This window comes from Haloferax gibbonsii ATCC 33959, assembly GCF_000336775.1.
In the GTDB taxonomy this organism is placed as follows: Archaea; Halobacteriota; Halobacteria; order Halobacteriales; family Haloferacaceae; genus Haloferax; species Haloferax gibbonsii.
Window position 1 is genome coordinate 13,059 of record NZ_AOLJ01000028.1, and the last position, 19,388, is coordinate 32,446.

15 protein-coding genes are annotated in these 19,388 nt (G+C 66.0%); 6 read left to right on the forward strand and 9 right to left on the reverse strand.

Features of this window, described 5'->3' with window-relative positions; genetic code table 11:
- Nucleotides 1–399: 399 nt before the first annotated feature.
- The 7 genes from C454_RS18215 to C454_RS21155 all read right to left on the reverse strand — a co-directional run bounded on the left by C454_RS18215 (nt 400) and on the right by C454_RS21155 (nt 8,052).
- A complete protein-coding gene (locus C454_RS18215; protein WP_004977874.1) occupies nt 400–2,367 on the reverse strand; it encodes an ArnT family glycosyltransferase in 1,968 nt (655 codons plus the stop codon).
- Between the two features lie 33 nt (nt 2,368–2,400).
- Nucleotides 2,401–3,459, reverse strand: a complete 1,059-nt coding sequence (locus C454_RS18220; RefSeq protein ID WP_004977876.1) for an ATP-grasp domain-containing protein — start codon at nt 3,457–3,459, stop codon at nt 2,401–2,403.
- Between the two features lie 186 nt (nt 3,460–3,645).
- Nucleotides 3,646–4,671 (reverse strand): DUF354 domain-containing protein, encoded by a 1,026-nt coding sequence (locus C454_RS18225; protein WP_004977878.1) that lies wholly within the window; start codon nt 4,669–4,671, stop codon nt 3,646–3,648.
- 10 nt (nt 4,672–4,681) lie between these two features.
- Nucleotides 4,682–5,968: a nucleotide sugar dehydrogenase gene (locus C454_RS18230; RefSeq protein WP_004977880.1), complete on the reverse strand. Its 1,287-nt coding sequence runs from the start codon at nt 5,966–5,968 to the stop codon at nt 4,682–4,684.
- Entirely contained in the window at nt 5,961–7,349 is a 1,389-nt protein-coding gene (locus tag C454_RS18235; protein ID WP_004977881.1) for a nucleotide sugar dehydrogenase, read from the reverse strand. The genes C454_RS18230 and C454_RS18235 overlap by 8 nt, the downstream gene beginning before the upstream one ends.
- Nucleotides 7,346–7,927, reverse strand: a complete 582-nt coding sequence (locus tag C454_RS18240; RefSeq protein ID WP_004977883.1) for an acyltransferase — start codon at nt 7,925–7,927, stop codon at nt 7,346–7,348. Before C454_RS18240 ends, C454_RS18235 begins: the two co-directional genes overlap by 4 nt.
- Nucleotides 7,924–8,052 carry a hypothetical protein gene (locus C454_RS21155; protein ID WP_275039254.1) on the reverse strand — a complete coding sequence of 43 codons (129 nt, stop codon included), beginning with the start codon at nt 8,050–8,052 and terminating at the stop codon, nt 7,924–7,926. Before C454_RS21155 ends, C454_RS18240 begins: the two co-directional genes overlap by 4 nt.
- A 305-nt stretch (nt 8,053–8,357) precedes the next feature.
- Here C454_RS21155 and C454_RS18245 point away from each other — a divergent pair, with 305 nt between their 5' ends.
- From C454_RS18245 to C454_RS18255, 3 genes are all read left to right on the forward strand, one after another.
- Nucleotides 8,358–9,449: a DUF1616 domain-containing protein gene (locus tag C454_RS18245; protein WP_004977885.1), complete on the forward strand. Its 1,092-nt coding sequence runs from the start codon at nt 8,358–8,360 to the stop codon at nt 9,447–9,449.
- Nucleotides 9,449–10,018, forward strand: a complete 570-nt coding sequence (locus tag C454_RS18250; RefSeq protein WP_004977888.1) for a metal-dependent hydrolase — start codon at nt 9,449–9,451, stop codon at nt 10,016–10,018. The genes C454_RS18245 and C454_RS18250 overlap by 1 nt, the downstream gene beginning before the upstream one ends.
- Before the next feature lie 160 nt (nt 10,019–10,178).
- Complete coding sequence (locus C454_RS18255; RefSeq protein ID WP_004977890.1) at nt 10,179–11,696, forward strand: hypothetical protein; 1,518 nt, start codon at nt 10,179–10,181, stop codon at nt 11,694–11,696.
- Between the two features lie 76 nt (nt 11,697–11,772).
- Here C454_RS18255 and C454_RS18260 read toward each other — a convergent pair whose 3' ends face one another.
- Nucleotides 11,773–12,444 (reverse strand): helix-turn-helix domain-containing protein, encoded by a 672-nt coding sequence (locus tag C454_RS18260; RefSeq protein WP_004977892.1) that lies wholly within the window; start codon nt 12,442–12,444, stop codon nt 11,773–11,775.
- A gap of 163 nt (nt 12,445–12,607) precedes the next feature.
- On the opposite strand from C454_RS18260, the gene C454_RS18265 reads away from it, so the two are divergent.
- The 3 genes from C454_RS18265 (at nt 12,608) to C454_RS18275 (ending at nt 16,664) form a co-directional block, all read left to right on the forward strand.
- Nucleotides 12,608–13,636 (forward strand): glycosyltransferase family 2 protein, encoded by a 1,029-nt coding sequence (locus C454_RS18265; RefSeq protein WP_004977894.1) that lies wholly within the window; start codon nt 12,608–12,610, stop codon nt 13,634–13,636.
- Between the two features lie 105 nt (nt 13,637–13,741).
- Nucleotides 13,742–15,370: a right-handed parallel beta-helix repeat-containing protein gene (locus C454_RS18270; RefSeq protein ID WP_004977896.1), complete on the forward strand. Its 1,629-nt coding sequence runs from the start codon at nt 13,742–13,744 to the stop codon at nt 15,368–15,370.
- A gap of 61 nt (nt 15,371–15,431) precedes the next feature.
- On the forward strand, nt 15,432–16,664 hold the full coding sequence (locus tag C454_RS18275; RefSeq protein WP_004977898.1) for a glycosyltransferase: 1,233 nt from the start codon (nt 15,432–15,434) through the stop codon (nt 16,662–16,664).
- 107 nt (nt 16,665–16,771) lie between these two features.
- Here C454_RS18275 and C454_RS18280 read toward each other — a convergent pair whose 3' ends face one another.
- Nucleotides 16,772–19,357 carry an oligosaccharide flippase family protein gene (locus C454_RS18280; RefSeq protein ID WP_004977901.1) on the reverse strand — a complete coding sequence of 862 codons (2,586 nt, stop codon included), beginning with the start codon at nt 19,355–19,357 and terminating at the stop codon, nt 16,772–16,774.
- Nucleotides 19,358–19,388: the final 31 nt, after the last annotated feature.

Here is a 19,388-nt window from a genome sequence, read left to right on the forward strand (position 1 = left end):
TCGGTTGTGTGGTGGCCGGGGCTGTCGTGGTTGCCGTGGTTGTCGCTGTCGCTGCCTGTGTCGTAGCTGTTGGCGATGCAGTAGTCGTTGTCTGCCCAGTCGTTGCACACCCGGCAAAGACGACGAGGCACACGACCACGAGCGTCTGGAGGGACAATCGTCGCATTCTGATAGATATGTTACTCGTTCCGCCGTATGCTTTGTGTGCTCTCGAATCGCGTGACGGCACAGAGGACAAGAACATCCACTGAAGGAGTTCAACCGACCTGTGTAGCCTTTTCAAGGCCGCTAAAACAGCTCTTCACGAAATCCCGAGACGTACCGCTTCACCGCCCGCGTCACAACGAGAACACCCGACGCGAACACCGCGACAAAAAAGAACGACGGCGAGCTGGACGGTCAGTTAGCGCCGGGGAGCGAACAGATGGTTACCTCGCCGTTCGCGTAGACGTAGTTCGTCGTCGGCGGACAGACCTCGGTCTTCGACGGGTCGAGGTTCGTAGCCACGTCCTGTTCGTTCGGGAAGTACGAGGCGCTCTGCGATTGGTACTCCCGATAGGCCGTTATCCCCTGCGGGACCGGCCTGCCCTCTTCGGCCGGTAACGGTTCGGCCGGATACGCGTTCGTCCGCTCCCAGACCGTCCCGTACGGCAGGTCGGTGTAGAGTTCGCCGCCCCGTTGCGACGAGCGGGCCGACTCGTACGTGTCGATGGCGGCGAGTTCCTGTTCGGTGTACGAGAGCCGTTCGTGCTGGTCCGGGAACGCGGGGCTGTCCATCGCGCCGTCGTTCGACATGAGCATCACGTTCGGGTAGACGAGCACGAACAGGAGCAGGATGACGCCGACCACCTTGAGCGAGGTCCGGTTCGCGAGGTGTCGGAACCCGAGGACGCCGATGATGGCGAGGAGGGCGTAGAGGTACGCGAACCAGCGACCGGGGACGAAGCTCTCGATACCGACGAGCGGCAGCCCGAGCACGACGAACAGCATCGCCACGATAGCGCCGACGAACGTGTACGTCGTCTGCGTCGCCCGCGAGCGGTTGAGCACCGTGAGACACCCGATGAGACCCGCGAAGACGAGCATGAGGAACCCGGCTTCGGTGACGTACGTCGAGAGCTGCGAGAGGAACGTCTGACCGGCCGAACCGGCCGCACCGGACGCGCCGGCAGACCCGCCGCTACCGCCCACGCCCTGGAGGAACCCGGCGTTGAACAGGTTCAACACGAGGTAGTTGATGACCGTTTCGAGGAAGGTGTCTCCCTGATACGGCGTCAGCGACCACGTGAAGACGATGAGTCCGAGGTTGAACCCGACGAGCCCCGCGAGGTTCACGGGGCTGGAGCCGCCGCCCGAGAACGAAAGCGGGTCGGGGTCCTCGGTGAAGAAGTCGAACCGGAGCAACACCTGCGCGACGAACCCCGCGAAGAGGAGCACCAACATGATGAACGACGACACCTGGTGGGTGAGGATGACGGCGGTGCTGAACAGGACGAGCAGGCCGAAGTCGCGCCACCGCTCGCTGGCGTGGGTTATCCGCACGAGGCAGTACAGACACGCGAGGAAAAACAGCAGTCCGAGGCTCGTCGGGATGAGGTGGATGCCCCAGCGGACGACCTGGTCGCCCATCGCGTACAGCGCGCCGGCGGCGAGCGCCCACCGGAGCGGGACGAGCAGTCGCGCGGTTCCGTAGACTAAAATCGGGACGAGCGGCATCGCGACGCCGACCGAGAGGTACAGCGCGTTCCGAAGCGACAGGTCGAGGAGGTGCGTCGACGCCGCCGTGAGAAGGTGGAACAGCGGCGACGCGTAGTACTTGATGTCGTTGATGGCAGACAGCGAGTCCGCCCGAAGAATCATCTGGACGAACGTCGTGTGCGACCAGATGTCGATTCCGATGTAACCCGGCGCGGTGTAGAGCGCGGCGAACCGGACGACGAACGAGTACACGAGAATCTCCGCGAGGAAGACGCTCGGCCGCAGTTCGTCGTCCGGGGCGAGCAGTATCTGCCCGAGGAGGAGCGCGCCGACGACGCCGCCGACGTCCATGAACAGGACGCTTCGTTCGCCCTGAACGACTGCGAGGACGACCATGACGGCGAGGCCGAAGAAGACGCCGGCCGAGATGAGTCGCACGAGCGACGGCGCGAGCGTCGGGAGGCCGTCCGTGGTCCCCCTCCCGCGGGCGGCCGCGAGATAGAGGAGACTGCCGACGCCGAGGAGTATCGGGAGCGTCACGATGAAAATCTGCGACGAGAGGAACCGCAGCGGGAACAACGCGAGCGCGAGCACGACCCCGAGGCCCGCCGCGAGCACGTCGAGCTCGACTCGTCGCAATCGGTCGAATATCGATGAGAGCATCGTCATGTATGAGCTGAGAGTTGTGTCGAAGGAAGTCCGTCAGATTGTGGTCGGGTCCGTATTGGGGCCGTAAAACACGTCCTGCCAGTCGCGGGTCACGTGGGTTCCCCACTCGATGTCGAGTTCGGGAAGCTCACGGTCCATCGCGTACTGCACGCTGAGCGCGGGGATGTTGGCTCCCGCACCGACCGAAGCGGTGACCGACCGGGAGATTCGCGGGTGGACGTCGACGAGTTTCGGCGTCCCGTCGGCGGTGTATTTGAACCGGAACGTGGCGTTGTACTCCAACCCGAAGAGCGAACAGAGCTCGTGCGTGTCCCGGAGGAGCTCCGGGTCCTTTTCGACGGTGCCGACGAACGAGGTGTCGTCGCAGGTCGCGGCGTGCGACCGTGAGACGAGAACCGGCGTCTCGTCGTCCCGGACGAGGGCGTCCACGGTGTACTCCTCGCCGGGGAGATGCTCCATCACGATGAGTTCGGGGAACTGGACTGTCTCCTGGAGGACGGGAAGCACGTCGTCCAGCGTCGTCACGGTGCTGTTCGGTTTCTGGTTCAACAGCGCGTTGAACCGGTCCATGTCCGGGTCGAGGACGCGAAAGCAGCGCCTGTCGTTGCTGACGGGGGGCTTGAAGCAGACGCGGCGGTCGGGGTAGCCGAGCGCGTGGACCGCGTCGAGAAACTCGTCGAACGAGGAGACGCGGTAGAACTCGGGTGCCATCGGATGGGCCTGCTTGACGAGTTCGTCGTACAGCCGCCCTTTGTCTCTGGTAATCGAGAGCGACTGGGGCGAGACGGCCATCACTTCGATACCCTCGCTCTCGAAGGCGGGCTTCGCCTCGGAGAGGGCCTCGACTTCCGCCGCGTTGAGGGGGAAAATCACGTCGGCGTTCTCGCGGCGCGCGACCGAACGCAGCTCGGAGACGAACGCGTCGGCGTCGCCGGCGGGGACCGTCTCCGCCGTGTCGACGAGGCTGAAGCCGTAGGCGTCCGGGTCCGTATCGACGCCGACGATGTGGGCGTCGAACGCGTCGGCCCGGCGAATCGCCTTGATGATACCCGAAGCGCCGAAGGTACCGGCACCGGTCACCAGCACGGTCACATCGCCGTCCCGGCTCGACGGTCGGACTGTATCCAGCAGTGTCATCGAGACGAGACAGACACCAACGGCCCCTTATTATATAGCAGATAAAAGGCGTGAACCGTCGAAAATCGACGTGTTCGTCCGGGTACGACCCGGCCGGTAAACGAGCGAGAAACGCGCGTTCGAGAGGCGATTCGACGGCCGCTACTCGACGGCCGCGAGAACCCGTTCGACGATGACGTCCGTCGCGTCCACGTTCTCTTCGAGGAGCCGCTGCCGACGGGACTCCCAGTCGGCGTCGGTCGACCGCAGGATGTCGACCGCCCGGTCCGCGGCGCGTTCGTTCCGGTGCTCGCCGTGGTAGCCGAACAGCAGGTCGAACGAGGCGAGGTCGCGCATGAGCCCGGGGTTCGCGCTGTGGACGTAGACGGTCGGCGTCCCGAGCACGGCGCTCTCGGAGGCCATCGTCCCGCTCTCGCCGACGAAGAGGTCGGCGTACGCGAGCACGTGGTGGATGAGGTGCGGGTCGATGGTGATGGCGTACCCTTCGAGTTCGGGCGGGAGCGCGTCGTCCTCTGCGGAGATGAGTACCGTCGCGCCCGCGTCTTCGAGGCGACCGACGAGGTCGGTGAGGCCGTCGAGGCCCTCGTCGCCGATATCGTGCGCCGCGCCCCAACTGACCAACCTGACGACCGCGTACGTGTCGTCGGCGTCGACCGGCAGGCCGTCGAGCGCCGCCGGGTCGGGGTCGAACCGGTCGGGGTGGAGGTACGCGAGTTCGTGGTAACTCGGGTACCGGTGGTGGTTCGAACCGGCGTCGTCGCGGTAGCACTTCGGGGTGGCGACCTCGTCGGCGAAGGGGAACGTCAGCGCGTTCGAGAGCGTCGCGTGCTCCGTGTCGGTGAAGACGACGCACTCGGCGCCAACGAGTTTCGCGACGTGGGCGGCCTCGAACCCGCCGATGGAGGCGACGACGTCCGGGTCGATATCCCGCGCGGCGCGGAAGAGTCGGTACTCGATACCGAGCGTCGAGAGCGCGACGCCGGCCAGCGAATCGCCGCGGGAGCCGACGACCTCGTAGTCGATTCCGTACTCGTCGAGGAGGTCCACGGCGACGTCCTTGTCGAGGGCGCGAACGTGGACCTCGTGGCCGCGGGCCTCGAACTCGTCGATGGCGTGCTTGAAGAAGTGAACGTGCGCGGGGTGCTGAATCGTGATGAGGATGTCCATCGGCGGTGTCTCAGAGCTGCGCGTAGTGGAAGCCGCGCTCGTCGGCCTCGTCGGCGTCGAACACGTCGGCCACGTCTATCATGACCGGGTCGGACCCGAGCGCGGCGGCCATCTCGTTGAGGTCGTAGTCGGCGAACTCCTCGTGGCCGGTCGCCACGACGACGCCGTCGTAGGCGTCGAAGTCGACCGACTCGACCACGTCGATGTCGAAGACCGCCCGCGACTCGTCGGGGTCGGCGTGGGGGTCGTAGCCGACGCAATCGACGTGGAACTCGTCGAGTTTCTCTATCATCGTGCTCACGTCGGAGCTGCGGATGTCGCCGACCCCCGGCTTGTAGGCGAGTCCGAGGACGAGCAGTCGCGTATCTTGGAGGACGCGGCCCGACTCGTTGATGGTCTTGACCGCCTTGCGGGCGGCGTGGACCGGGACGTACTCGTTGATTTCGCGCGCCTGCAACACGAGTTTCGGCGAGAAGCCCTCGCGCTTGGAGCGGTAGGTGAGGTAGAACGGGTCGACGGGGATGCAGTGGCCGCCGACGAACCCCGGCGAGTAGCCGTCGTGGAAGTTCCACTTCGTCCCCGCGGCCTCCAGTACGTCCTTGGTCGTGAGCCCCATGTGGTCGCACGCGACGGCCAGCTCGTTGACGAGCGCGATGTTCATGTCGCGCTGGACGTTCTCGATGACCTTCGACGCCTCCGCCGTCTCGATGTCGGGCGCGCGGTGGATGCCGGCGTCGACGATGCTCCCGTAGAGGTCGGCGAGGCGCTCGCGGACCGCCTCGGAGTCGGCACCGACCACCTTGACCACGTCCTTGACGCTCCGCCCGGTGTCGCCGGGCGACGCGCGCTCCGGCGAGTAGCCGACGAACACGTCCTCGCCGACGGCGAGGTCGGACTCGGATTCGAGCGCGGGCACGACGACGGACTCGGTCGCCCCCGGATAGACGGTGGATTCGAGGACGACGGTCGTCCCCGGAGAGACGTGCCGACCGATAGTCTCGGCCGCGGATTCGACGAACTTGAGGTCGGGATTCTCCATGCTGTCGACCGGGGTCGGGACCGTCACGATGACGAAGTCCGCGTCCGAGATGTGCGTCGCGTCCGTCGTGAACAGCACGTCGGAGGCCGCGACGCCCTCGTCGGTCACGTCGCCGGTGGGGTCCGTCCCCGCCGAGAGCGTCGAGACCTTGTCGGGGTCGACGTCGTAGCCGATGACCGACTTCCCGGCGCGGTCGAACTCGATGGCCAGCGGCAGGCCGACGTAGCCGAGGCCGACGACGCAGACGGTGTCAGTCATGGAGACCGATTCCCTCGTAGTCGACTCGTTCGTGGTCGCGGTACTCCGTCGCGGCCTGCCGGCCGTCGACGAAGACGACCGGGCGGTCGTCGTCGGCGAAGGCGGGAACGTCGAGGTGGTCGAACGACTCGTGGGCCGTCACGAGGACGATGGCGTCCGCGGACAGGTCGTCGCTCGTCACGCCGCGCATGACCGTCGCGCCGGCCTCCTCGAAGACGGCGGTGTCGTCGAGGATGGGGTCGGTGGCGACCACGTCCGCGCCCGCTTCGTCGAGGTGTTCGACGACGGGGAGCGCCGGCGTCTTGCGAATCTCCTCGACGCCGGCGCGGTACGTGAGACCGAGGACGAGAACGGTCGCGTCCTCGGGGGCGACGCCCTGCGCCGCCAGTCGGTCGAGCGCCGCCTGCGCGGTGACGTGCGGCATCTCGTCGTTGACGGCGCGAGCCGTCTCCATGAGCGGCGACCCCGTCTCGAACTCGTTGATGAGGAACTGCGGGTAGTACGGGATGCAGTGGCCGCCGACGCCCGCGCCGGGCGTGTGAATCTCGCAGAACGGTTGGGTGTTGGCCACGTCGATGGCCTCGGTCACGTCGATTTCGAACTCGCCCGCGTGGGTCGCGAGTTCGTTGGCGAGCGCGATGTTCACGTCGCGGTAGACGCCCTCGAACACCTTGACCGCCTCCGCGGTCGTCGTGTCCGAGACGGTGATGACCTCGTTCGAGGATATCTGGTCGTAGACGAGCGACGCGGCGCGGGCGCTCTCGTCGTCGGCGCCGCCGACGACCTTCGGGTACGCCCCGCGGATGTCCTTCAGCGCGCGCCCGGAGGCGGTCCGCTCGGGGCAGAACGCGAGGCCGAACTCGCCGAGCGAGAGGCCGCTCTCGGATTCGAGAAGCGGGAGGAGCGCGTCGCGACAGGAGCGCGGCGGGAGCGTCGATTCGAAGACGACGAGGTCGCCCTCGTCGAGACCCTTCCCGATGTCTCTGGCGACCGCCTCGATGACCGAGAGGTCCGGCCGGCCCGCCTCGTCGACGAGCGTCGGGACGATGACCACGTGAATGCTCGCCTCGGCGGCGACCTCGCGCGGTTCCGTGTTGGCGACGAGCGCGCCGTCCTCGACGAGTTCCTCGACGAGGTCGTCGAGCCCGGGTTCGCCGACGATGTGGTTCCGTCCGGCGTTTATCTCGCGGACGACGTCGGTGTCGATGTCCGCGCCGGTGACGTTGCCGGTGGTCTCGGCGTAGACGGAGGCGAGCGGCAGCCCCATCTTGCCGAGGCCGTAGACGCCGACCGGCACGTCGCCGGACGTGAGCGCGGCTATCTGTTCGTCTTCGGAGCGTTCGGAGCCGTAGATGGTCGTGACTGAAGATTGCGTGCTCATATGGTGTTCGCTCCCTGGAGTTTCGCCGGGAGTGGGCGGTGTTCGGCGGGCGTTCCGACCGCGAGCGTCTCCGGCGGAACGTCCTCGGTGACGGTCGCGCCGGCGGCGACGAACGCGTTCTCGCCGACGGTCACGCCGGGGAGGATGGTCGCGTTCCCGCCGACCGAGACGCCGTCTTCGAGCGTCGGCCCGGTCATCTCGACGTCCTGCCGGACCGGATACGGGTCGTTCGTGAGCACCGCGCCCGGCCCGACGAACACGTCGTCGCCGATGTGCGTGTGAGTCGGAACGTAAACGCGGGTCTGGAGACTCACGTTCGACCCGATGGTCGTGGTGCCGTCGATGACGGTGTCGGTGCCGACGACGACGTTGTCGCCGATTCGGGTGTCTTCGCGGACGAGCGCGTCGTGACCGGTGACGAAGCCGTCGCCGATGGTCACGTCGCTGTAGACGATGGTCCCCGAGCGGATTCGGGCGTCGTCGCCGACGATCGTCTGCTGTGAGTCGTCGCCGGCCGGGTACCCGAGGGTGACGTCGTCGTCTATCTCGCAGTTTGAGCCCGTGACGTACAGGTTCATGTCTGAGCCGGATCGGCGGTCGTCTCGTCCTCGCCGGAGGGCGACCCGTCGCCGTCCGACCGGAGGGTGGTTGCGAGCACGAACAGTGCGACGAGCGCCGCGAGGAGTTTGGTTTTGGTGCGCATGTGTTGGTCACGCCGCGGACCGTGTGGCCCGCGATTCGAAACGGAGGTCACGCGAAGCGGCCATTATTATCGGGACGATAAGCCCGCAGACGCCCCGAGACGGCGGGAAACGAGTCGTTCCGGCCGTGCGAACGCTCACCAACCGGCGTCGGAATTCCTCGATTTTTCGGAGCGTCACCCCCGGAGCGCCGCCGTCGACGCAGTCAGTCATCCGCCCTTATCAGACCGCTAAGCCGCTCTTTCGCCCGATTTCGAGCGTGAACGGTCGCGGCCATTTTTCAACACGGCCTGTCAAGGCGCGAGTGATGAAGTCGTCTACCCGTCTTTGGACACTCGACGTACTCCTCGTCGTCGCGGGGTCTATCGCCGCGCTCGCGGTGGTCATGCTCGACCTCTCCGGGTCCGTCGTCCGGAGTCTGTTCGTCGTGCCGCTCATCGTCCTCTACCCGGGATACGCGCTCCTCGCCGCGGTGTTCCCGGAACGGCGGTCGGACGTCGAGTCCGACACCTTGGGCGACGAGTCGGCGCTGACGCGACCGACGCGTCACACCGCCGGACTGCTCTACTCCGTTCGACTGGTCCTCTCGGCGGCGTTGAGCCTCGCGCTCGTCGCCGCGGTCGCGCTCGTCACCAACCTCGTCGGACAGGGATTCGACGCGAGCATCGTCGCGCTCGGCGTGTTCGGCGTGACGATGTTGTTCACCGCGGTCGCCGTCGCCCGGCGCATGCTGCTGCCCCCGGACGTGCGGGCCGGAGCCCCGCCGCTCAGTACCGTCCTCGGGAGCGTGGCGTCGACCGCCGGAGCGGTCACGTCCCCGCTTTCCTCCGAGTCGCGGAGTTCGCCCGTCTCGCTCGCCGTCAACCTCCTCGTGGTCGTGAGCGTCGTCGCGTTCCTCAGCAGCGTCGGGTTCGCGATGGTCGAGACGCAGGCACCCGAGTCGGACTTCACCGAAGCGTACCTCGTGACCCAAAACGGGTCGGACTACGAGGCCAGCGGCTACCCCCAGCAGCTCAGTCCGGGGGAGTCGGTCCCGGTGACGCTGGCGCTGGAGAACCACGAACACGAGTCGACGACGTACACGGTCGTCACGGAGCTGCAGCGGCTCGACAGGACGCCGAACGGGACGCGAGTGGTCGAAGAACGCGAACTCGACCGAACGCGAGCGTCGGTCGGGGACAACGAGACCGCCTACGTCCAACAGGACGTTCGACCGACGATGTCCGGCGAGTCGCTCCGACTCGTCTATCACGTCTACAAAGGTGACGCTCCGGACGATGCGAACCGCGAGAACTCGTATCGGACCGTCCAACTGGTCGTTTCGGTCAGTGACGGTGGCGGCGGTGACAACACCGCGCAACTCGGTCGGCCGGATTCGATTGGGGGGGCCTCGGCCTGATGTGGCCGTGGGAGCATCTCGTCTTCGGCTACGTGCTGTACTCCCTCGCGAACCGCGCCGCGTGGGGCCCGCCAATGGGTGACGCGGCCGGCGTCACCCTCGCGCTGATGACGCAGGTTCCCGACCTCGTGGACAAGCCGCTGTCGTGGACGCTCGGCGTCGTCGCGACGGGGTACGGCCCGGCGCACTCGCTCCTCGTCGGCGCACCGCTCGTCGGACTCCTCGCGGGGGCGCTCTGGACGCGGAACAGGGCGAAGCTCGCGGTCGCCGCGGTCGCCGGGTACGGGTCGCACCTCGTCGGCGACGTGCTCGCGCTCCGGGCGAACGGGCCCAACGTCGGGCGGGTGCTCTGGCCGGTCGCGCCGCGGGAGCCGTACTCGAACGACCTCGGCTTCGTCCAGCGGTTCGCAGAGTACTTCCAGACGTTCCTCTATCAGATGCTGAGCCCCGAGAACACGGGGCTCGTCGTCGGTTACGCGGCCGTCTTCGGGGCGGTCGTCCTGCTGTGGGTGCTCGACGGAACGCCGGGGCTTCGGTGGGCCCGCCGCGCCGCCGACCTGCGCCGCTGATTCGCGGTCCGTCTTGTAACGGATGACGAGAATATAATTTGACAAAAGCGACCCTGAGCAACAGTTGCATCCCTAATCAACGCCGTAAAGGGACATTCTGTTTGAATAATACGATAAACGCTAAAAATACTCATTACACAGAGGCAGAGACGTTCTCTCGATGCGGAATCAGCGCGCAGAAGAGCGCAGGAGGACAGTCTCTCGGAGACAGCTACTGAAGGGCATCGGCGGGGCGGCCGCGGCCGTTTCGTTCGCCGGGACGGCATCGGCCGACGGCGACGACGACTGGTACAACGTCGTCGACGAGGGGGCCGACCCGACCGGCGGGGAGTCTATCAGCCCGGTCTTAGACGACATTCAGTGCGACGACGGCACGGTTCTGTATTTCCCGGAAGGCGAGTATCTCATGGACGACGCGTTCCGTCACGTCGATTTTCGGGGGTTCGAACTGCGGGGGGATAACGCGACTATCGTCCCGGCCGCCGACTACGACGGCAGGTGGTTGTTCAAGTTAGGAACGTTCGAGCAACCGGGGGAAGACCTGGTCGTCGAGGGCTTCGAGTTCGACTTTACCGCCGACGACACGGGGCTTCGCGTCGTCCAAGCGCAGGTCAGAGACGACCTCCTCGCGAGGGACCTCTCCGTCGTCGGCCAGCACGACAGCGGGAAGTACGGCCCGTTCGCGTTCGACGTCACCGACGCGTCGGGTATCGGCACCGTCCAGAACATCAGGATTCCCGACGGCGGCGAGTTCTCGGACAACACGCCGGGCGACATCGACGTGGGGCCCACGGGAATCATCGTGTCGCCGTACCACGACGGCAAGCTCTGGGTGCGCGACTGCGAGGTCGGCGCCTGGCCCGACAACGGCCTCTACTGTTCGACCGAGGGCGGTCGCGTCGTCGTCGACGGGGGCGTGTTCAAGAACAGCAACATCTCCAACATCCGGCTCTCGGGCGATTACAGCTCGATTCACGGCGCGACCGTCATCGTGGACGACCGCCGCACCGACGACACGAACCAGCGGGGCATCCGACTCGACGGCGGCGCGTACAACTGGATAGACGACACCGTCGTCCGAATCGACGAGCCGAACGGGCGCGCCATCAGCGTCCAGAACGACGTCGAGTGGGCGCGGATTCAGAACTCGAGCGTCATCGTCAACGGAGACGTGCCGACGAAAGCGGTCACCGTCTCGCCGGGGGCCGGGAGAATCGATATCATCAACACCGATATCGAGTTCAACACCAGCGGTCACGCGCTCGTCGTGGGCGGACCGAGCAGCGCCGACGCGGACCCGGTCTACGTTCTCAAGTCGAGCGTCGGCGGCTCCGGCGACGGGTCGAGCGGTCGGCACGCGGTCCGACTCGAACGGGGGAACTGCACGCTCGACCGCTTCGACGTCGAGCAGACCGGCGGCGACTACCGGCGCGCGGTCAAGGTACTCGGCGACGGCAGCACGTTCGTCTGGGGTGACTACGACACGAGCCACATTCCGCTGGTCAACGACGCCGACGGGACGACGTTCCGCGGCATCACCTCCGAATCGCACGACGACTACGAGGGAATGAAAGTCATCGACGGCTCGACCGGCGTCGACGTCGCCGAGTCGGTGATTCACAACGGCGTCTGGGAGTACGGCGACGTCGACGTCGCGTACGACGGAAACTGGTTCTGAGCCGCGACGGTCGGTCCCGAGTCGACTCCGCGTCGCGGCGGGCGCGGCTACCTTCTCACCGCTCGCCCGGACGGAGTCACGGCGACAGGGTCGCCTCGATGAGTCGCGAGATGGCCCGACGAATCCGCTGTGAGACCCCCGACTTGGAGATGCCGAGGATGGCTGCGAGTTCGCCCTGCGAGGACCGCCGCGGAACCTCGAAATAGCCGTGTTCGTGGGCGACGAGAAGCGCCTCGCGCTGTCCCGGGAGGAGCGCCGTCTCGGAGCCCACGTCGGTGTCGCGGGCGACGTGGAGGCGCTTTACCCGGAAGGAGATGTCGTTGTCGTGGTAGTGTTCTTGGACGCGGTGCAGCGTCGAGTGAGCGGGGAGGTGCATCTGGATGGACCACCTGCCGTCCTCGTGTCGAACGGAGATGACTCGAACGCCCATCTCGGTCGAGGACGGGGGAATCAGGCGGACGCCGCTCCCGAAGAGGACGCGAAACCGGCGGTCGGAGCCGACGGAGCCGAGGAAATCCGCCTCTATCACGGTCGGGTCGACGACGAGGGACGCCCCGACTGAATCGACGGGACCCTGTTCGACGACGACGAACGCGCAGTCCCAGCCGAAGCCCTCGGTCGGTTGAAATTCGAGTTCGACCGGCCCCCGGTGTCCCGTGACGAACGACGAGAGAATCAGCCTCGGGTCCTCGAGCGTTATCTCCAAGTATATCGGTCGAGCGTCGTCGCCCCTGCGGTCCTCGTGCATCGCCTGTTGTTCGATAATCGGAACGGGTTATTATGCGGATGATAAGCGTCTGTGGCCGCGTCTCAGCGGATTCGCTCCCGTACCTGTCGGCGGGTTGTGAGCAACTACGATGCCCATAATAACGACACCGAAACGTCCACAGTTCGGTAGGACTCCGACTACAATGTACAAAGACAACTCAATCGCCGTCGTCGTGCCGGCCTACAACGAAGCGGGCTACGTCGGGGACGTCATCGACACCCTCCCCTCGTTCGTCGACCTGGCCTACGTCGTCGACGACGGGTCGACAGACGGGACGTGGGACGAAATCGTGACGCACGCCGACGCGTTCAACGAGGACCACACCCCCGAAGCGACGGCGTACGACGACGTGGTCGTCCCGATTCAACACGAGGAGAACCGCGGGGTCGGCGGCGCGCTCAAGACGGGCTACCTCCACGCGCTGGAAGACGAAGTCGACATCACGGCCGTCCTCGGCGGCGACGGGCAGATGAACCCCGACGAGCTGGCGAAGTACCTCGACCCCATCGCGGAGGGCGACGCCGACTACGCGAAGGGCAACCGGTTCATGGAGCAGTCGGACCTCGACGCCATGCCGGGCTATCGACTCGTCGGCAACTCCATCCTCTCGTACCTGACGAAGTTCGCCAGCGGCTACTGGAAGACGATGGACCCGCAGAACGGCTACACCGCGATTTCCCACGAGGCGCTGCGGCAGGCCGACATCGAGAACATGTACGAGTACTACGGCTACTGCAACGACCTGCTCGTCAAACTCAACGCCGAGAACCTCCGCGTCGCGGACATCGCCTGCTCCGCGGAGTACCTCTACGACGACGACTGGAAGAGCCACATCAACTACGGCGAGTACGTCCCCCGCGTCTCGGGCATGCTGCTCCGGAACTACTTCTGGCGGCTGAAAAACAAGTACATGCTCCGCGACTTCCACCCGCTCGCGGCGTTCTACTACCTCGGAACCGTCATCGCGGGCGTCGCGGCCATCGGCCTCATCGGCTCGGGGCTGACGGGTGGCGGTGACGGCGACTCACGCGGCCTCGGCAGCTGGGCGATCGGTCTCCTCTTCGGAATCACGTTCCTGCTTTTCGGCACGGTCCTCGACCACGACGACAACGAAGCGCTCGAGATTCGGGTCGACGACGACACCTACGAGACCGAGGTTCCGAGCGAGTAACCCGGATGGAATCGGGGGCCGAAGGCCGCCGAAATCCGCGGGCACACTTAAAGGCTGAACATGTGAAGCCGGGAACGTTCGTGAGTATACGACGTTCTTGGTTGTATGAGATTCACGCAATCTGACGATACCGACGCGAATGACTCCCGCGGCCCGAAGTTCACGCGGCGCTCGTATCTCCTCGGAGCCGTCGGCACCCTCGCGGTCGGAAGCTACCTGTCGCACCCCGTCAACAGCGTCGAGGCGAACGCGATGAGCGTCGACGTTCCGCAGGCGTACCTCGACCGGTTCTCGAACGTCGTCAACGTCGTCGATGCGGGGGCCGACCCGAAGGGCATCGAACCCATCGACGACGTGCTCTCGCGGCACGTCGCGGACGACACGCTCCTCGTCTTCCCGGAGGGTCGATACCTGATGCACAGGCAACTCCGAAAGACCGGGTTCGAGAACCTCGGGTTCTACGGGCCGAACGCGACGCTCACGCACGGCCGAATCGACGCCATCGACAGCAACGTCGTCACCGAAGGCGAGTTTACCGGTGCGGCCCGGTTCTTCCGGCTCGGCGTCATCTACGCCCCCGGCAAGGACCTCCTCTTCGAGGGGTTCACGTTCGATTTCAGCGCCCCGCAGACCGGGATTCGGGCCGTCGAGGCCTACGTCACGGACGGGCTCGAAGTCCGCGACATCACCATCGCGGGCGAACACGACACCGGAACTCTCGGCCCGGCGCTGTTCAGCGTGACCACCGCCGGCGGGACCGGCACCGTCGAGCGGTTCAGCGCGCCCGACGGCGCGGCGTTCACGAAAGACACCATCGGCGACATCACCCTCGGCCCCACCGGGATACTCATCGACCCGAACAGCGCGGGGACGCTCCGCTTCGTCGACTGCGAACTCGGTCGGTTCCCGGACAACGGGCTGTACGTCTCCGGGTCGAAGGGCGTCGTCCACGTGGAGGGCGGGACGTACAAGAACAGCACCGTCTCGTCGATTCGACTCAAAGGGTACGGCAGCAGTATCCGCGGCGCGACGGTCGTCATCGACGAACTCGTCCCCGGCATCAGCCAGCGCGGCATCCGCCTCGACGACGGGGCCGACCTCCGCATCGAAGACACCACCATCGAGGTCACGGGCTCCGCGGAGAACGCCATTCGCATCCTCGACGACGCACAGACATCGGTCATCGAGAACTGCAGCATCGTCCTCAACGACGACGAGGGCTGTGCGCGCGGCATTCAGGTGACTCCCGGCGCGGGTCGCCTCGAAGTCCTCGACACGACCATCGACATCCACGGGTCGAACTTCGCCATCTACCTCCAGGGCGACAACGCCCCGGAGGACCCGATGGTGCTCGTCAAGAACGTCACCATCACCGGCTCGGCACCCGGCGACGGCCAGCGCGAGGCGATTCGCGTCGAGCGCGCGAACGCCCGGTTCGAGAACCTGACCGTCCACCAACCCGGCGAGAGCTACCGACGCTGCGCCGAGATTCTCGCGGACGACGCCCTGTTCGTCGGCGGGACCTACGAGGCGACGCACCACCCTTTCATCAACAAGGGCAACCGGACGCGCTTCGACGGCATCACCGCGCGGTCCCTCAGCGGGCGACAAGCCATGAAACTGTACTCGCAGGGGACCGACGTGGTCGTCATGGACTCGGTGCTCTACGGCGGCTACATCGACGGCGGCGCGGAGGGGTTCGTCGTCGACAACACCGAACTGCCACCCGTCTGAGACGAACGAGAGCTTACCGACCCGATAATCATGGGGGTCGGTACGCAACTGCGGGTAACGCATGGACCACGACCGACTGGCCGACAAGGACCTCCTCGTCGTCTCACACGGCTACAAACACTTCGTCAAGTCGCAGGTCGACGTGCTCGCGGAGTACTTCGATTCCGTCACCGTCTGCGTCAGGTACAACTGGTTCGCCGACGTGGCGTCTCGCCTCCCCGTGAGCGGCGGCGAGGGGTTCGGAAAGGACGCCAAAATCGCCACGACGAACGTGCCGGACAACGTGCACGTCATCGAGACGCCGCTTTTGTACCTCCCGGTCGACGCGCAGCGCGAGCACCTCCTCGGACAGCAACACGCCCGGAAAGTCCGCAAGAAACTGGCGGACCACCCCGTCTCGTTCGACTTGATTCACTGCCACATGACGTGGACCTCGGGGTACGTGGGCGCGCGCCTGAAGGAGGAACTCGGTATCCCGTACGTCCTCACCGTCCACGCCAACCGCGACTGGTTCGAAACGCAGCTCGCCTCCGACAACGCCCGGCTGAAGCGGGCGTGGACCGACGCCGACCGACTCGTTCGCGTCAACCGACGCGACCGCTCGAAACTGGACCCCTACAACGGCGACGTGGTCCACGTTCCGAACGGCTACGACACCGACGCGTTCGAGCGCGTCTCCACCGTCGCGGCCCGCGAGCGACTCGGCGTCGACGACGACGCGCCCGTCGTGTTCGCGCTCGGGACGCTGAAACCGCGGAAGGGCTTCCAACACCTGCTGCGAGCGATGACGCGGGTTCACGAGTCCGAACCGGAGGCGCGGCTCGTCATCGGCGGGCAGGGCGGCATGCGCGACGAACTCGAATCGCTCGCGGGCGAACTCGGCATCGACGACCGGACCGACCTGCTCGGCTACGTCGACTCGGAGACGCTCAACGACTGGATGAACGCGGCCGACGTGTTCGTCCTCCCGAGCTACAGCGAGAGCTTCGGCGTCGTCCAACTGGAGGCGATGGCCTGCGGGACGCCCGTCGTCGCGACCAAAAACGGCGGAAGCGAAGAGGTCGTCACGAGCGACGACTACGGCACCCTCGTCGAGGGACCGGAGTCGCACGACGAACTCGCCGACGCCGTCGTCGATGCCCTCCGCGGGCCGTGGGACGCGGACGCCATTCAGGCGTACGCGAACGAGTTCACGTGGGAGAACGTCTGCGAGGAGATTGCCGACCTCTACGTCGAAGTCCTCGGCGAGGCCGAATCCGAGGCCGAGCGACAGACCGTTACCGCCGCGCAGTAAGGCGACGAAACGAGAGCCGGGTCCCGCTATCTGTTTCTATTCGGTTGACGACCCGCGTAGCACTCGGGACCCGACAGTCGGCGTCGAAAGAAAATCGAAACGGTCCGTTAGCGCGCGCTTCGACCGGCGAGCGCAACGATTCCGACGAACAGAACCGAGTGGAACCACGGCGACCCGCCGAGCGGAGACGACTGCAAATCGAGCCACTCGGCCGCCGAAAGCGGTTGCGCCATCAGGAGCGTCGACCCGCTGTCGGTCGTGTTCGACGTCGTCGTGGTCTCGGTCGTGTCGGTCGTCGTCGCGGTATCGGTCGTGGTCGTGTCAGTCGTCGTTGTCGTGTCGGCCGTGGTCTCGGTGTCCGTGGAAGTTGTCGTGGTGTTCGTGGTCGTAGTTGTCGTCGTGTCTGTGGTCGTCTCCGTCGTGGTTGTCGTCGTGTCTGTGGTCGTCTCCGTCGTGGTTGTCGTCGCGGTATCGGTCGTCTCTGTCGTTGTCGTGGCCGTGTCGGTCGTCGTAGTCGTCGCGTCTGTGGTCGTCGTTTCCGTGTCAGTCGTTGTCGTTGTCTCGGTCGTCGTGGTGGTGTCCGTCGTCGTCGGTGACGAAGTCGTCGTCGTCGTTGTCGTCGTGTTGTTCGACGGTGTCTCCGTCGCCGTCGACGTCGAGGTGGTCGTTGTCGTCGTGTTGTTCGTCGGCGTCTCGGTCGTCGTCGGTGACGAGGTGGTCGTCGTGTTGTTCGTCGGCGTCTCGGTCGCCGTCGGCGACGCGGTCGTCGTCTGGTCGTCGCTGTCATCGCCGTCGTCGTCATCGTCGTCGTCACCGCCCCAGAGCCAGCCGCCGCCGTCGTCCGACTCGGTCGTCGTCGTGTTCGACGGCGGACTGGTCGTGTTCGTCGTCGTCGCCGTCTCGGTCGTCTGCGTGGCAGTCTCGGTCGCCGTCGTCGTCGCCGGCGTGTCGGTCGTCGGCATCGGCGTGTCGGTGACGGGGGTGGTGTTGTTCACCTGCGGCACCGGCGAGTCGCCGTCGACCGAGGGAGCGATGCCGACGCTCGGGACGCCGACGGCGAGCGCGACGCCGGAGAGCGAAAGCAGGATACCGGCGACGAGAAGGACGCGTTGCAGCGTGTTTTTGTGCCGGTCGGTCCAGGACTCGTCGCCCCACGCGGGACTCCCGGCGTCGCCGCTGGCACCGCCGCGACGGGCGCGTATCGCGGTGGCGCGGGAACCGACCGGGTCGGGAAGCGAACTCAGCAGGTCCAACGCCTCGTCGGCGTCCACGGCCCCGACCACGAACGCCACCGTCACGAAGACGAGGAAGCCGACGGCCGGGACGACGACCAGCGCGAGGAGACTGCTCTCGATGGTCATCGAGAGCAGGAAGATTGGCACCCCGGAGATGAACCCCGTCGCGAGCACTCGCACGAGTCGCGCGTCGGAAAACGGCTTGAACCCGAGGTAGCGCGCGCTGGCGAGATTGAACACCGGGAGCGAGGAGTACCCGATGGTCGTCGCCACGGCGGCCCCGAGAATGCCGTGACGCGGGATGAGAACCACGTTCAAGATGATGTTCAGAACCGCCGCGGCGCCGGTCGCTGCGATGAGCGGCTTCATGTCGGCCTTCGCGTGGCTGATTGCGAGGATGGGCCGAACGACCGCGAAGCCGATAGTCCCCGGGAGCAGGATGAGAAGCGGCGTGACGACGGGCATCGACCCCGAACCGAGGTACAGCGGGACGAAGTCCTTCGCGAGCGCTGCCAGCCCGAGCGACAGGAGGACGATGACGAGCATCCCGTAGCGGGTGACGCGGGAGGCGATTTCGTTTATCTGGTCGATTCGTTCGTCCGCCCACAGGTCCGAGACGGACTGGACGAGCATCGACTGAATCGACCGGGGGATGACCCAGAGGAACTGGCTGATGACCAGCGCGGACTTGTAGTAACCGACGCGCGTCTCCGTGACGTGGGACGCCAGCATCAGCACGTCGACGTGGTACATCGACGTGAGAAACAGCATGTAGACCACCGAGAGGTGGTTGAAACTGAACAGCTCCTTCGTCGGGAATTCCCGCGGCGTCGTGCTGAAGATGCCGCGAAGCGAGACGTTCTTGCGGACCCACCACAGCGCGAGGAGCGCGACGAGGCTGTTGACGACGATGAGGCCGACCATCAGCCCCCCGATTTCGTACCCGAGGTAGGCGATGCCGATGAGCGCGAGCCGGGTTCCGACCTTGTTGAACACCCGAAGCGGCTCCGAGAGGTGCTCCTGTTTGAGCCCCATCAGGGACCGACGGGCGTACTCGCGGAACTGCGTCGCGATGGTGAGCCCGGCGAGACCGTAGAAGCCGACGACGTACTCCGGGCCGAGGAATCGGGTGACCACGCCGAACCGCGCGGCGGCGGCGAAGGCGAGCGCGGTCAGCACCGCGAGGACCGTCCCGAGACGGAAGTAGTAGCCGAACACGTGCGTCTGCCAGTCCGAAATCGAGCGGTCTTCGGCGAGGAACTTCCGGGCACCGCTGTTGATGCCGGAACTCATCAAGATAGTCGAGATGCCGAAGACCGCGGTGAGCGTGCCGTAGCGACCGTACAGTTCGAACCCGAGCGTCGTGATGAGAAGCGGCGTGAGCACCACCGAGGACAGCACGATGAAGATGCGCCCCCCGAAGATGGAGAGGAACGCGGTGACCATGTTCCGCTTCATTCACACCACCCGTCGGCGTCGCTCTCGCCGG